This is a genomic window from Streptomyces sp. NBC_01217 (assembly GCF_035994185.1).
GTDB lineage: Bacteria > Actinomycetota > Actinomycetes > Streptomycetales > Streptomycetaceae > Streptomyces.
In genome coordinates this window covers 3,470,685-3,484,853 of sequence record NZ_CP108538.1, presented here as the reverse complement: position 1 = coordinate 3,484,853, position 14,169 = coordinate 3,470,685, and the positions used below count along the sequence as shown (strand labels likewise).

Below are 14,169 nucleotides of genomic sequence, written 5' to 3'. Positions count from 1 at the left end.
CTCGCCTTTCCAGTGGGCGTGCACCAGCAGGGTCAGCGGGGGCGGGCCGGCTGGGAGTGGTCGTTGCCCAGTTCCACTGCTGCGCAGCGCCAGCGGAGGTCTGTGCCTTGTTCCAGGCGGAAGGCCATGGCCCTTACCTGTTCGCCCGCTGCGATGCTCGCGCAGGCCTCCACCACGCCCGGGGCCGGCTGGGCGCCGTGGCACATGCGGATGACGGGGCGGGCGCCGCGGGCCCTGAGGGGGGTGTGGGGGGCCAGTTCGGCCAGCTGGTCGTATGCGGCACCGATGGTGTGCCCGAGCATCCAGTGCACCGGGCGCTGGCCGCTGAGGACCGCCAGGAGGCGTTCCGCGAACCAGTGGTGGGGGCGGATGCGTCGGGGAGTCCTCGCGCGTTGCGGAGGTACGGCTTCGGGCCTGCGTCCGTCGTGTCGCCCGGCGGGCCGGGTCCTGTTCGTGGTCATCGCTCATTGCCCCCGTGCTTCGGAGCCCGGCGAATACCGGGCGGTAACTTCTGCTGTGGACCTTCTACGGCGGCGGTGGAGGCCGCCGCAAGCGGCGGTGGGGTGCCGGGCGCGATCGGGAGGAATCACCTATCCGGGTGATGCACCCGGTGTCGCGCGGTGCGCGGGGCGGGCGTGGGGAGGGTGAGAAGCGGTTGCCGGGTGGACGGGGCGGGAGTGGTACACGTAACCCCAAAGGGGGACGTCGCACGTATCCTGAGGGCGTTTCCGACTACGAAAGCGGCCAGCCATGCGCGTGTACGTCCCCCTGACGCTCCCCGGTCTCGCAGCGGCGCACCAGGCGGGCGAGATCGGTCCCGGTCCGCTGACCGCCTACGCGGTGACCCCCGGACTGCGCGAGTGGTACGTCTCCGACGACATCGAGGAGCTGGAGTACGCGGCTCTCAACCGGGCCGCTTCCGCCTCGCTGCGTCTGATCGCCGGGAACCCCGACGCGGTCCGCCGACGGGTCGTCGTCGCCGTCGACGTACCGGACGGCGCGGCCGTCGCCGACCCCGACCGCAGCCTCGACTCCTCATCGCTCGGCGAGGTGCGGATCGCGTCCTCCGTCGCGCTGGCCGAGGCCGCCGCCGTGCATGTCGACGCCGACGACGCGGAGAAGGACGTCACGGCCGCCGCGGCCGTGCTGGGCGCGGCGGACCTCGGTGACGACGACGCCCAGTTCACCGTCGACGGCGCCGAGGACCACGAGCTGCTGTGGTTCGGCATTCAGGAGATCCCGAATCTCATCGGGTGAGGACCGGGTGAGGCGGGACATCCCCGCCGATGGAACGGGTGTCAGTGCCTGCGGGTACTTTCTTGTGCATGGGGACGCATGGGAAGCACCGCACGCATCTGGTCTGGGACTGGAACGGCACACTGCTCGACGACAACGCCGCCGTCGTCGGCGCGACGAACGCTGCGTTCGGTGAGGTCGGCCTGGAGCCGATCACGCTGGAGCAGTACCGCGAGATGTACTGCATCCCGATCCCCCGCTTCTACGAACGGCTGATGGGCCGGCTGCCCACGGAGGCCGAGTGGGAGCGGATGGACGGGATATTTCACCGGTACTACACCGAGCAGCGGGCCGCCTGCGGGCTCACCGAAGGTGCCGAGGAGCTTCTCTCGCAGTGGCAGCTGGCCGGGCGCAGCCAGTCACTCCTGAGCATGTACGGGCATGACCAGCTGGTCCCCGTGGTCCGGGGATACGGCATCGAGCGGCACTTCCTGCGCGTCGACGGGCGCACCGGGCCGTCCGGCGGCAGCAAGGCGCGGCACATGGAACGGCACATCGCCGCGCTGGACGGGATATCCCCTGAGCGCACCGTGGTCATCGGCGATGCCGTGGACGACGCCGTGGCCGCCGCCCATGTCGGTGCGAAGGCCGTGCTGTACACCGGCGGATCGCACAGCAGAGTCAGCCTTGAGGCGGCCGGGGTGCCCGTGGTCGACAGCCTCGCCGAGGCCGCGCACCTCGCCGAGCAGATGGCCGGATAGCGACCTCCGGGCGCCGTCAGGCGGTCACCGGGGCCTTCGTGCGGAGCACCTTCAGGAATTCGCGCATCCACGCCGAATGGTCCGGCCATGCGCGCGACGAGATCAGGGTTCCGTCGACCACCGCCTCATGGTCCTCGAAGGTGGCGCCCGCCGCCTGCATGTCCAGCTCCAGCGCGGGGTACGCGGTGACGTGCCGGCCGACCAGTGCGCCGACCGCCGCCGTCATCAGCGGGCCGTGGCAGATCTGGGCCACCGGCCGGTCGGAGTCGAAGAACGCCTTGAGGATCTTGCGCAGCTCGGCATCGTTGCGCAGATACTCCGGGGCCCGGCCGCCCGGGACGACCAGGGCCACGTAATCTCCGGGGTCGACCTCGGAGAAGGCCAGGTCGGCGGGCCAGGTGTAGCCGGGCTTCTCGGTGTACGTGTCGAAGCCGGGCTCGAAGTCGTGGACCACGAAGCGGAGCGTCTTGCGGGCGGGGGCCGCGATATGGACGTCGTAACCCTCCTCGCGCAGCCGCTGGTAGGGATAGAGGACTTCCAGGGATTCGGCGGCGTCGCCGGTGACGATCAGGATCTTCGGTGCCATGGCGGGGCTCCCACGGTTCGTCTGCCTGTTCCGTCTACCAGAGTGCGGCAATCCGGGCCGATGCGCTGTCCAGAGTGTCAAACTTCGGGGCCATCTTTTGTACACATACGGCTCGTGACGGTGACGGGGGCGGGCGAGATAGCCTGGACCCCGTGATCAGCGCGATACGCCTCGGGGGCAGCGAAGCCCCCGGCCTGCGCCCGGAGTGCCACAACACCCGGGCCATCACTGATCCTCACAGCCCGGACCGACTGCCAAAAATGGCCAATATGGTCCCGGGCATCTCTCATAGCGGCATAGCGTCGACTCAGACCGGAAACCCCGTGTCGTGGCGGTACGTCGTCTTTTTCACCTACGTCACGCAACGGCGCGCGACAGGAGCCAGAGGACATGCAGACCAAGCTGGACGAAGCCAAGGCCGAGCTGCTCGCACGGGCCGCCAAGGTAGCTGACAACAGCCCGGGCGGTGGTGTCGGTGGCCCGGGCGGTACCCCCCGGGTGCGTGTCGCGGCCACCGGCACCGGGGCCGACCAGGAGCGCCCCGGACAGGACGTACTCCTCGCCTACCTCCAGCGCTACTACCTGCACACCGCTCCGGAGGACATCGCGGGCCGCGACCCCGTCGACGTCTTCGGTGCCGCCTCCTCCCACTACCGGCTCGCGGAGACCCGTCCGCAGGGCACGGCGAACGTCCGGGTGCACACCCCGACCGTCGAGGAGAACGGCTGGACGTGCAGCCACTCCGTCGTCGAGGTGGTCACCGACGACATGCCGTTCCTGGTCGACTCCGTGACCAACGAGCTGTCCCGGCAGGGGCGCGGCATCCATGTCGTGATCCACCCGCAGGTCGTCGTACGCCGCGATGTCACCGGCAAGCTCATCGAGGTCCTCGCCGAGGGCAACGGCATCTCGGCCGGCCCGCAGGGCCGCAAGAACACCGGGAACGGCAAGAAGGGCGGTACGGCCGAGCTGCCGCACGACGCCCTCGTCGAGTCCTGGATCCACGTCGAGATCGACCGCGAGACCGACCGCTCCGACCTTCAGCAGATCGCCACCGACCTGCTGCGCGTGCTGTCCGACGTACGGGAGACCGTCGAGGACTGGGAGAAGATGCGCGAGGCCGCGCTGCGCATCGCCGACGACCTGCCCGGTGAGCCGCTCGACGCCCTCGCCGACGAAGAGGTGAACGAGGCCAGGGAGCTGCTGCGCTGGCTCGCCGCCGATCACTTCACCTTCCTCGGCTACCGCGAGTACGAGCTGAGGGAGACCGACGCGCTGGCCGCCGTACCCGGCACCGGCCTCGGCATCCTGCGCTCCGACCCGCACCACAGTGTCGACGAGGCGCACCCCGTCAGCCCGTCCTTCGACCGGCTGCCCGCCGACGCCCGGGCCAAGGCCCGCGAGCACAAGCTCCTCATCCTCACCAAGGCCAACAGCCGGGCGACCGTCCACCGCCCCAGCTACCTCGACTACGTCGGTGTGAAGAAGTTCGACGCCGACGGCAACGTCATCGGTGAGCGCCGCTTCCTCGGACTGTTCTCGTCCGCCGCCTACACCGAGTCCGTGCGCCGGGTGCCCGTCATCCGCCGCAAGGTCGCCGAGGTGCTGGAGGGCGCGGGCTTCTCGCCCAACAGCCACGACGGCCGCGACCTGCTGCAGATCCTGGAGACGTACCCGCGCGACGAGCTCTTCCAGACGCCCGTCGACCAGCTGCGCTCCGTCGTCACCTCCGTGCTGTACCTCCAGGAGCGCCGCCGGCTGCGGCTCTACCTGCGCCAGGACGAGTACGGGCGCTACTACTCCGCGATCGTCTACCTGCCGCGCGACCGCTACACCACCGGCGTACGGCTCCGCCTGATCGACATCCTCAAGGAGGAACTGGGCGGCACCAGCGTCGACTTCACCGCCTGGAACACCGAGTCGATCCTCTCCCGGCTGCACTTCGTCGTCCGGGTCGCACCCGGCACCGAGCTGCCCGACCTCACCGACGCCGAGAAGGACCGCATCGAGGCCCGTCTCGTCGAGGCCGCCCGTTCCTGGTCCGACGGCTTCCAGGAGGCGCTGGGCGCCGAGTGCGGCGAGGAGCGCGCCGCCGAACTGCTGCGCCAGTACGGCCACTCCTTCCCCGAGGGCTACAAGGCCGACCACACGCCGCGCGCGGCCGTGGCCGACCTGGTCCACCTCGAAGCGCTCAAGCACGACGGGAAGGACTTCGCCCTCAGCCTGTACGAGCCGGTCGGCGCAGGCCCCGGCGAGCGCCGCTTCAAGATCTACCGGACCGGTGAGCAGGTCTCCCTGTCCGCCGTGCTCCCGGCGCTCCAGCGGCTCGGTGTCGAGGTCGTCGACGAGCGTCCGTACGAGCTGCGCTGCGCGGACCGCACCCACGCCTGGATCTACGACTTCGGGCTGCGGATGCCGCAGACCAACGGCAACGGCAGCTACCTCGCCGACGACGCCCGCGACCGCTTCCAGGATGCCTTCGCCGCCGTATGGACCGGTGCGGCCGAGAACGACGGCTTCAACTCGCTCGTACTGGGCGCCGGTCTGAACTGGCGGCAGGCGATGGTGCTGCGCGCCTACGCGAAGTACCTGCGCCAGGCCGGGTCGACCTTCAGCCAGGACTACATGGAGAGCACTCTCCGCAATAACGTCCACACCACCCGGCTGCTGATCTCGCTCTTCGAGGCGCGGATGTCGCCCGGGCGCCAGCGGGCCGGTACGGAGCTGATCGACGGGCTCCTCGAAGAGCTGGACGGGGCCCTGGACCAGGTCGCCTCGCTCGACGAGGACCGGATCCTGCGGTCCTTCCTCACCGTCATCAAGGCCACCCTGCGTACCAACTTCTTCCAGATGGCGGACGGCGGCAAGCCGCACAGTTACGTCTCGATGAAGTTCGACCCGCAGTCCATCCCGGATCTGCCCGCGCCCCGCCCGGCGTTCGAGATCTGGGTCTACTCGCCGCGCGTCGAGGGCGTGCACCTGCGCTTCGGCAAGGTCGCCCGAGGCGGTCTGCGCTGGTCGGACCGGCGTGAGGACTTCCGTACGGAGATCCTCGGCCTGGTCAAGGCGCAGATGGTGAAGAACACCGTCATCGTGCCGGTCGGCGCCAAGGGCGGCTTCGTCGCCAAGCAGCTCCCGGACCCGGCCGTCGACCGCGACGCCTGGATGGCCGAGGGCATCGCCTCGTACCGCACCTTCATCTCGGCGCTGCTGGACATCACCGACAACATGGTGGCCGGCGAGATCGTGCCGCCCGGGGACGTCGTCCGTCACGACGAGGACGACACGTACCTGGTCGTCGCCGCCGACAAGGGCACCGCGAGCTTCTCCGACATCGCCAACGAGGTCGCCGTCTCGTACGGCTTCTGGCTCGGCGACGCGTTCGCCTCCGGCGGCTCCGCCGGTTACGACCACAAGGGCATGGGCATCACCGCCCGAGGCGCCTGGGAATCCGTCGAGCGGCACTTCCGTGAGCTCGGCCACGACACCCAGACCGAGGACTTCACCGTCGTCGGCGTCGGTGACATGTCCGGTGACGTGTTCGGCAACGGCATGCTGCTGTCCGAGCACATCCGGCTCGTCGCCGCCTTCGACCACCGGCACATCTTCATCGACCCCACCCCGGACGCCGCCACCTCCTACGCCGAGCGCCGCCGCCTCTTCGACCTGCCGCGCAGCTCCTGGGCCGACTACAGCAAGAACCTGCTCTCCGCGGGCGGCGGCATCCACCCGCGCAGCGCCAAGTCCATCCCGGTCAACGCGCACATCCGTGAGGCGCTCGGCATCGAGTCGGGGGTCACGAAGATGACGCCCGCCGACCTGATGCAGACCATCCTCAAGGCCCGTGTCGACCTGCTGTGGAACGGCGGCATCGGTACGTACATCAAGTCCTCCGCCGAGTCGAACGCGGACGTCGGCGACAAGGCCAACGACGCGATCCGCGTCAACGGGCAGGACCTGCGGGCCAAGGTCGTCGGCGAGGGCGGCAACCTCGGAGCCACCCAGCTCGGCCGGATCGAGTTCGCCCGCAACGGCGGCCGGATCAACACCGACGCGATCGACAACAGCGCCGGTGTGGACACCTCCGACCACGAGGTGAACATCAAGATCCTGCTCAACGGTCTGGTCCGGGACGGCGACATGACCATCAAGCAGCGCAACAAGCTGCTTGCCGAGATGACCGACGAGATCGGCCGCCTGGTGCTGCGCAACAACTACGCGCAGAACGTGGCACTGTCCAACGCCACCGCCCAGTCGCCCTCCCTGCTCCACGCCCACCAGCGCTTCATGCGCCGGCTGGTCCGGGACGGGGACCTCGACCGCGGGCTGGAGTTCCTGCCCAGCGACCGGCAGATCCGTGAACTGCTCAACGCCGGCAGGGGGCTCAGCCAGCCCGAACTGGCCGTGCTCCTCGCGTACACGAAGATCACGGTGGCCCGGGAGCTGATCCACACCAGCCTGCCGGACGACCCGCACCTGCAGAAGCTGCTGCACGCCTACTTCCCGCAGCAGCTGCGGGAGCAGTTCCCCGAGGCGGTCGACGGGCACGCGCTGCGTCGCGAGATCATCACCACGGTCCTGGTCAACGACACGGTGAACAGCGGTGGTTCGACCATCCTGCACCGGCTGCGGGAGGAGACCGGCGCGTCGATCGAGGAGATCGTGCGGGCGCAGTTCGCGGCTCGCGAGATCTTCGGCCTCGGCCAGGTGTGGGACGCCGTCGAGGCGCTCGACAACAAGGTCGCCGCCGATGTGCAGACCCGTATCCGGCTGCACTCGCGCCGGCTCGTCGAGCGCGGTTCGCGCTGGCTGCTCGGCAACCGGCCGCAGCCGCTGGAGATCGCCGGGACGATCGACTTCTTCAAGGCGGGTGTCGAGCAGGTCTGGGCCGAGCTGCCCAAGATGCTGATGGGCGCCGACCTCGACTGGTACCAGTCGATCCTGGACGAGCTCACCGAGGCGGGTGCCCCGGGCGAGCTGGCTCAGCGGGTCGCCGGATTCTCCTCCGCCTTCCCGGCGCTGGACATCGTGGCGATCGCGGAGCGCACCGGCAAGGACCCGCTCTCCGTCGCCGAGGTGTACTACGACCTCGCGGACCGGCTGGGCGTCACCCAGCTGATGGACCGGATCATCGAGCTGCCGCGGGCCGACCGCTGGCAGTCCATGGCCCGGGCCTCCATCCGCGAGGACCTGTACGCCGCGCATGCCGGACTCACCGCGGATGTGCTGTCGGTGGGCAACGGGACCTCCACGCCGGAGGAGCGGTTCACGGCGTGGGAGGAGAAGAACGCGGCGATCCTCACCCGGTCGCGGTCGACGCTGGAGGAGATCCGGGGGTCGGACGCGTTCGATCTGGCGAATCTGTCGGTGGCCATGCGAACGATGCGGACGCTGCTGCGTACGCACGCGTAGGGAGTGGTGACGGGGGCGGGGTGGCCGGCCGGGGGTTTCCGGTGGCCGCCCCGCCCCTATCGCCGGGCGGGCTGTTTTTCGGTTACTTCTTGCCCGTGAACTTCTCGTACGCCGCCACGACCTCCTGCGCCGGACCGTCCATCCGAAGCGTCCCCGCCTCCAGCCAGATCGCCCGGTCGCAGGTCTCGGTGATCGACCTGTTGCTGTGGCTGACCAGGAAGACCGTGCCCGCCTCCTTGCGCAGCTCCATGATCCGTTCCTTGCTGCGCCGCTGGAACCTGGCGTCGCCGGTGGACAGGGCCTCGTCGATCAGGAGGACGTCGTGGCTCTTGGCGGCCGCGATCGAGAAGCGCAGCCGGGCGCCCATGCCGGAGGAGTACGTCCGCATCGGCAGGGTGATGAAGTCGCCCTTCTCGTTGATGCCGGAGAAGTCGACTATCTGCTGGTAGCGCTCGCGGATCTGGTCCCGGGTCATGCCCATCGCGAGGCCGCCGAGCACGACGTTGCGCTCACCGGTCAGATCGCTCATCAGCGCCGCGTTCACACCGAGCAGCGAGGGCTGGCCCTGGGTGTGCACCCGGCCCTTCGTCGCGGGCAGCAGTCCGGCGATCGCCTTCAGCAGCGTCGACTTGCCCGAGCCGTTGGAACCGATCAGTCCGATGGCCTCCCCCTTGTACGCCGCGAAGCTCACGCCCTTCACGGCGTGCACCTCGCGCACCCCGGGGGTCTGCCGGCGCGAGACGATCCGGCTGAGCGCCGAGGTGGCGCTGCCCTTTCCGGTACGGGCGCCGTTGACCTTGTAGGTGATGTGGACGTCGTCCACGACGACGGTCGGCACCCGCTCGTTGTTGTCGCTCACGTTGTCAGCCACGTCCGTACCGCTCCTCCGCCTGCCAGAAGTACACGAAACCGCCCGCGCCGCAGACGAGCGCCCAGCCCGCGGCGACCGCCCACACATGCGGCGGCAGATGGGACGCGCCGAAGCTGTCGATGAGCGCGAACCGCATCAGATCGATGAACACGGCGGCCGGATTGCACTCCAGCATCACCATCACGAAGTGCGGGACCCGGTTCCCCTTGAGCATGGTGTCCACGCTCCACATGACGCCCGAGGCGTACATCCAGGTGCGCAGGATGAACGGCATCAGCTGGGCGATGTCCGGGGTCCGGGCGGCCAGCCGCGCCACCACCATGGAGACGCCGGTGTTGAACACGGCCTGCAGGAACAGCGCCGGGATCGCCAGCAGCCAGGACGGCCTGGGGAACTGCCCGAACCCGATCAGGATCAGCACCAGCGCGCCCAGCGAGAACAGCAGCTGCTGGAGCTGCTGGAGGGCCAGCGCGATCGGCAGCGAGGCGCGTGGGAAGTGCAGGGCCCGGACGAGGCCGAGGTTGCCGCTGATCGCACGGGTGCCCGCGGTGATCGAGCTGCTGGTGAAGGTCCAGATGAACACGCCCGTGACGAGGAACGGAACGAAGTCCTCGACGTTGTGCTTCGTGTTCAGCAGGACGCCGAAGATGAAGTAGTAGACCGTCGCGTTCAGCAGCGGGGTCATGATCTGCCAGATCTGGCCGAGCTTCGCCTGGCTGTACTGGGCGGTCAGCTTGGCGGTGGCGAACGCCGTGATGAAGTGCCGCCGCCCCCACAGCTGCCGGATGTACGCGCCCAGCGAGGGCCGGGCCCCGCTCATGGTCAGTCCGTGCCGGGCGGCGAGCGCGGCGAGCTCACCCGGTCCGTACACCGGGAGGGGCGCAGCGGCGGGGGTGTCGGCCGGGGCCACTGGGGTTGTTGTCTGGCTCACCACGATCGCTTTCGACGGGGGGCGGGAACGCGACGGTCGATGGGACGGAACCGTATCGTCGCAACGCCGAGGGTAGGGCGCATTCACGTCGCAACGCAACCGTTTCGTCGTTACGGTCTATGATTCGGCCATGACCACCGACCCGGGAACCCGCCGTCGCGTCCCCGCCGGAGCCGCGGTGCTGCGCGAGGACGTCACCGATGCGATTCGCAGCGCCGTCTTCGAGGAGCTGGCCGCGGTGGGCTTCGCCCGGATGTCGATCGAGGGCATCGCCCGCCGCGCGGGCGTCGGCAAGACCGCCGTCTACCGCCGCTGGAAGTCCAAGCTGGCCCTGGTCCTCGACCTGGTCTCCGCCGTCGCCGTCCAGGGCATGCCGGCTCCGGCCACCGGTTCGCTGTACGGGGATGTCCGCGCCGTGCTCCAGCTGGCCTCCTACGCCCTGCGCCACCCCGTCGCCTCGCAGGTCATCCCGGATCTGCTGGTCGAGGCGGCCCGCAGCCCGGAGATCTCCGACACGATCAAGGCCGCCCTGCTGGATCCGCAGCAGGGCATCGCCGCCGTCGTCGTACGCGATGCCGTGGCGCGCGGCGAGCTGCCCGAGGACAGCGACCCGGACCGGGCGCTGGACCTGATCGTCGGCCCGCTCTACTGGCGGCTCGCCGTCGTCCGCACCCCGCTGCCCAAGGGCTATCTCGACGACCTGGCGGCGTCCGCCGTCGCTGCGCTCAAGAACCGGGCCCGGTAGAACTGGACCCGGTAGAACCGGACCCGGTAGGTACCGCTCACCCCTCGGCCAGCAGCCGGTCCGCGACCCGCGCCGCCGCCTTGCCGTCGTCCAGGTCGCAGAAGTCCCTGCGGAAGCTCTCGTACGCCTCCGCGTGCCGGGCCGCCGACGCGGTCAGGGCGCCCAGGTCGCGCAAAACCGCGGCGATCTCGTCCGTGGCGACGAGCAGCGGCCCCGGCGCCCGGGTCTCGAAGTCCAGACAGAAGCCGCGCACCGTGTCGCGGTAGTGCTCCAGGTCGTACGTGTGGAAGAGCATCGGGCGGCCCGTGAGCGCGTAGTCGAAAATCAGCCCCGCGTAGTCCGTGACCAGCACATCGGCGATCAGGAGCAGCTCCGCGGTGTCCGGGTGCGCCGACACGTCGCGTACGCCGTGCCCCTCGGACATGCTTCCGGTCACCCGAGGATGTCGCCGCACCAGCACGGTGTGGCCGTCGCCGAGGGAGCGCGCCAGCGCTGTCAGGTCGAGCGCCGGGTCCCAGCGGTAGCGGGGCCGCTCGCCGCCGTCGCCGGGCGGGTGGGCCAGCTGGTCGCGGTAGGTCGGCGCGTACAGCACGACCCGGCGGCCGTCCGGGATGCCGAGCCTGCGCCGGACCCGCTCGGCGGTCCTGGCCCGGTCCGCCGAGAAGAGCAGATCGTTGGCCGGGGAACCCGCCTCCAGGACTTCGCCCCCGTAGCCGAGCGCGCGGCGCAGCAGCGGAGTGGAGTGGCTGTTGGGGGAGACCAGGACGGACCACTGGGCCGCCCGGCGCGGCAGCGAGGCGAGGCGGTGGTGGTCGGCGTACAGGGTGCCGCCCAGATCCGTGCCGAAGCGGCCGAGCGGGGCGCCGTGCCAGGTCTGTACGACGAACTGGCCGGGCCGCCGCTCGAACCATTCGGGCAACTGGTCGGCGGTGACGATCCGGCGGGACCGCGCCAGCGCCTCGTGCCAGGCGGCGCTGTGCTCGATGACGGGGACGGCGGCGGACGGGACGTGCCCGTGGAGCCCGTCCGTGACCCAGAGATGCTCCGACTCCACGCCTCGGCGCACGAGCTCGGCGTGGACGGCGCGCGGTGAGTCGCCGCCGGTGTAGAGGACGGCGTCCCGCAGCGGCAGCGCGCGCCGGGCCGGATAGTGCGTGCCGCGCAGTTCGGCCTGGCGGTACGCGCCCCGCTCGGCGACCGCGAGCACGGAGCCGGCCTGCACGGTCAGCCGGTCGCCGGAGCGGCGGTCAAGGGCGAACTCCCGGCCGGGGGCGGGGGCCGTGGCATCCGTGCCGGGTCGGCGGAGCGGCAGGCGGGTGCCGAGCGCGGTCAGCACCCGGACCGGGCGGCCGCCCAGATACGCGTCCCAGCGGCCCTCGTGCAGCCCCGCCGCCACCGACGGCGCGAGGAAGGCGGTGAAGCGGCGCCCTTCGTACACCCCCGCGCGTGCTCCCTCGTGCGTGACGGGGACCGTCACCGTCTCGCGCAGTGCCTCGTGGCGCAGTACGAGGTGGGACGGGCCCTCGTCCTGCCGTCCCCCCGTCCCGGCGCCGGTCACCCCCTCCATCCGCAGCGCCCCGTCCGACGTCCACACCGCCCCGTCCACGAACGGCTGCCCGCTCAGGTCCAGCACCAGTTCGCCCGCAGCATCGGCCACGACCGGCGGCGCCGCCTCCGGGGCCGCGGCCAGTGCCACCCTCGACCCGTCCGCCAGCACCAGCCGCGCCCGCCACTGCCCGCCGGGCCCGGGCTCGACCTCACGCGGCGCCCGGTGCGGTGCCTGGGGTGCGGCTGCCATCCCCGCGAGGTCGGCGAGCGGAATCCGTACCGTGAAACGGTCGCCCGCCCGGCACTCGACCGGGTGACCGAACTCCTGGTCCGCCACCCCTTCGCAGGTCAGCACCAGGGCCTTCGGCCGGGCGCCCCCGTACAGCCGGCCGGTCAACTCCAGCTCCTCGCCGGTGCGATGGGCCTCGCACCGGGCGGGCAGCTGCGTCAGGGTCAGCCGGAGCCGCCCGCCCAGGTAGTCGAGCACCGCCCGTCGCCCGTCGCCCAGATCATGCACGAGCGGCTGCACGGCCCCCGCCTCCACGGCACGCACGGCCACCCGGCGGACCGTGCCATGAGCGGCCACCATCATGCCCACCAGCCAGCCGCCGGGCCGCAGCCGACGCGGGTCGAGCGTCAGCTCGAAACCCGAATGATCGTAACTGTGCATCTCCTGGCCCGAGTTGATAGTCGCCTCGGGTGCGGGCACGTCCCGTACCGGTACCGTCCGCAGCTGCTGGCCGCGCGTCGCGCGCACCATGCCCACCTTCAGCGAGTGACGCGGCGACGCGGTCGGCAGGTTGCGGATGTACGCGTAACCGCGCAGCCGCAGCTTCCCGTCGTCGCCCCACTGCGCATCCAACAGCCGTGCCACGGCCGGGAGATCGGTACGCGCGATGCGGGGAGTGTCCGGGACGCCGGGAAAGCCGGCCTGCCGCCGCCCCGGCACGCCGCCGACCATGAACGTCCCTGCGCCGTTGGCCCGTTCGAAGGCAAGCGCCGACAGCAGTTCCGCAAGCCTGCGCTCCTTCACCAGCTGCCACTTGATCCGCAGCTCCACCGGCAGCTCGTGGGCCACGGCCCGGCCCGACCTGGCCGCGCCGTCCATCCTCTCCATCCGGTCCAGGAACGCCCCCGCGTCCGTCATGAACGCCTCGCGGTACTCGGGCCCGCCCATCGCGAGCCCCTCCAGGAAGTACACGAAGTCGTCGCGCAGACACGAGAGGTCGTAGCGGCGCCGCGCCCCGCTGTTCGCCGCCCCACCCCGGCCCGCCAGGAACGCGCTGACCTGTTCGCACGCCGAGATCCTGTCCCGTACGCCCCTTACGTCCGTACGTCGCCGGGTGATGGAGCCCTCCCGCACCCGCCAGTAGTAGACGTGCTCGTGCAGCACATCGACCGAGCTCGCGAGGAAGTGCGCCGGGATCATCACCGGGGTGTCCTCGTAGAGCTTCCCCTCGGGGAACGCGAAGGCGTGCCGGTCCCAGAAGGAGCGCCGGAACACCTTGTTCCAGGCGACCCGGTCGGCGAGCAGCCGGGGATCGCGGCTGATGTGGGTGCGGGGCCGGGTGGCGGTCAGCCAGCGGTACTGCCAGGCCTGTTGCCGTCCCTGCTCGGTCAGCCGCCACACGTTGCCGGTCGCGAGGTCGGAGCCGGTCGACTCCAGCGAGGCGAGCATCCGCTCGTAGGCGTCGTGGACGACGATGTCGTCGCTGTCGACGAACGCCAGATACGGCACGTGCGCCGTGGTGTGCCGCACACCCGTGTTGCGGGCCGCGCTCAGCCCGGCGTTGGGCTGGTGGACATAGCGGAAGCGGCGGTCACGGGCGGTGAACGCCCTGGCGACGGCCGCGCTGGCGTCGGTCGAACCGTCGTCGACGAGGACCACCTCGATGTCGGTGACCGACTGCTCGGCCACCGACCGCAGGCAGTCCTCCAGACAGTCCTCGACGTTGTGGACCGGGACGACGACACTGAGGCGCGGCTTCATGCCCGGTCAACCGGGGCGGACGCCCCTGGTCACCGGCACTGCCCCGAACGGGTGAACTCGCGATTCGGCGCGCGGTGGGTGCGCGATTA

9 protein-coding genes are annotated in these 14,169 nt (G+C 70.6%); 4 read left to right on the top strand and 5 right to left on the bottom strand.

Features of this window, described 5'->3' with window-relative positions; genetic code table 11:
* Positions 1-32: 32 nt before the first annotated feature.
* Entirely contained in the window at positions 33-461 is a 429-nt protein-coding gene (locus OG507_RS15290; protein WP_327367752.1) for an Rv3235 family protein, read from the bottom strand.
* 289 nt (positions 462-750) lie between these two features.
* Between OG507_RS15290 and OG507_RS15285 the strand changes: the two genes are divergently transcribed.
* Positions 751-1,257, top strand: coding sequence for a DUF6912 family protein (locus OG507_RS15285; protein ID WP_327367751.1), 507 nt, complete (start codon positions 751-753; stop codon positions 1,255-1,257).
* Positions 1,258-1,325: 68 nt separating this feature from the next.
* The gene (locus OG507_RS15280) at positions 1,326-1,997 is read left to right on the top strand and encodes an HAD family hydrolase (RefSeq protein WP_327367750.1); all 672 of its coding nucleotides are present in this window, start codon (positions 1,326-1,328) and stop codon (positions 1,995-1,997) included.
* 16 nt (positions 1,998-2,013) lie between these two features.
* Here OG507_RS15280 and OG507_RS15275 read toward each other — a convergent pair whose 3' ends face one another.
* Positions 2,014-2,583, bottom strand: a complete 570-nt coding sequence (locus tag OG507_RS15275) for a DJ-1/PfpI family protein (protein ID WP_327367749.1) — start codon at positions 2,581-2,583, stop codon at positions 2,014-2,016.
* A 390-nt stretch (positions 2,584-2,973) separates the two neighbouring features.
* Here OG507_RS15275 and OG507_RS15270 point away from each other — a divergent pair, with 390 nt between their 5' ends.
* The gene (locus OG507_RS15270; protein WP_327367748.1) at positions 2,974-7,995 is read left to right on the top strand and encodes an NAD-glutamate dehydrogenase; all 5,022 of its coding nucleotides are present in this window, start codon (positions 2,974-2,976) and stop codon (positions 7,993-7,995) included.
* 82 nt (positions 7,996-8,077) lie between these two features.
* On the opposite strand, the gene OG507_RS15265 is transcribed toward OG507_RS15270, so the two are convergent.
* Positions 8,078-8,866 (bottom strand): ABC transporter ATP-binding protein, encoded by a 789-nt coding sequence (locus OG507_RS15265; protein WP_327367747.1) that lies wholly within the window; start codon positions 8,864-8,866, stop codon positions 8,078-8,080.
* The gene (locus OG507_RS15260) at positions 8,859-9,800 is read right to left on the bottom strand and encodes an ABC transporter permease (protein WP_327367746.1); all 942 of its coding nucleotides are present in this window, start codon (positions 9,798-9,800) and stop codon (positions 8,859-8,861) included. The genes OG507_RS15265 and OG507_RS15260 overlap by 8 nt, the downstream gene beginning before the upstream one ends.
* Before the next feature lie 127 nt (positions 9,801-9,927).
* On the opposite strand from OG507_RS15260, the gene OG507_RS15255 reads away from it, so the two are divergent.
* Positions 9,928-10,542, top strand: coding sequence for a TetR/AcrR family transcriptional regulator (locus OG507_RS15255; RefSeq protein WP_327367745.1), 615 nt, complete (start codon positions 9,928-9,930; stop codon positions 10,540-10,542).
* A gap of 37 nt (positions 10,543-10,579) precedes the next feature.
* Here the strand turns inward: OG507_RS15255 and OG507_RS15250 are convergent, their stop codons facing one another.
* Positions 10,580-14,080: a bifunctional glycosyltransferase/CDP-glycerol:glycerophosphate glycerophosphotransferase gene (locus OG507_RS15250; protein ID WP_327367744.1), complete on the bottom strand. Its 3,501-nt coding sequence runs from the start codon at positions 14,078-14,080 to the stop codon at positions 10,580-10,582.
* Positions 14,081-14,169 lie beyond the last annotated feature (89 nt).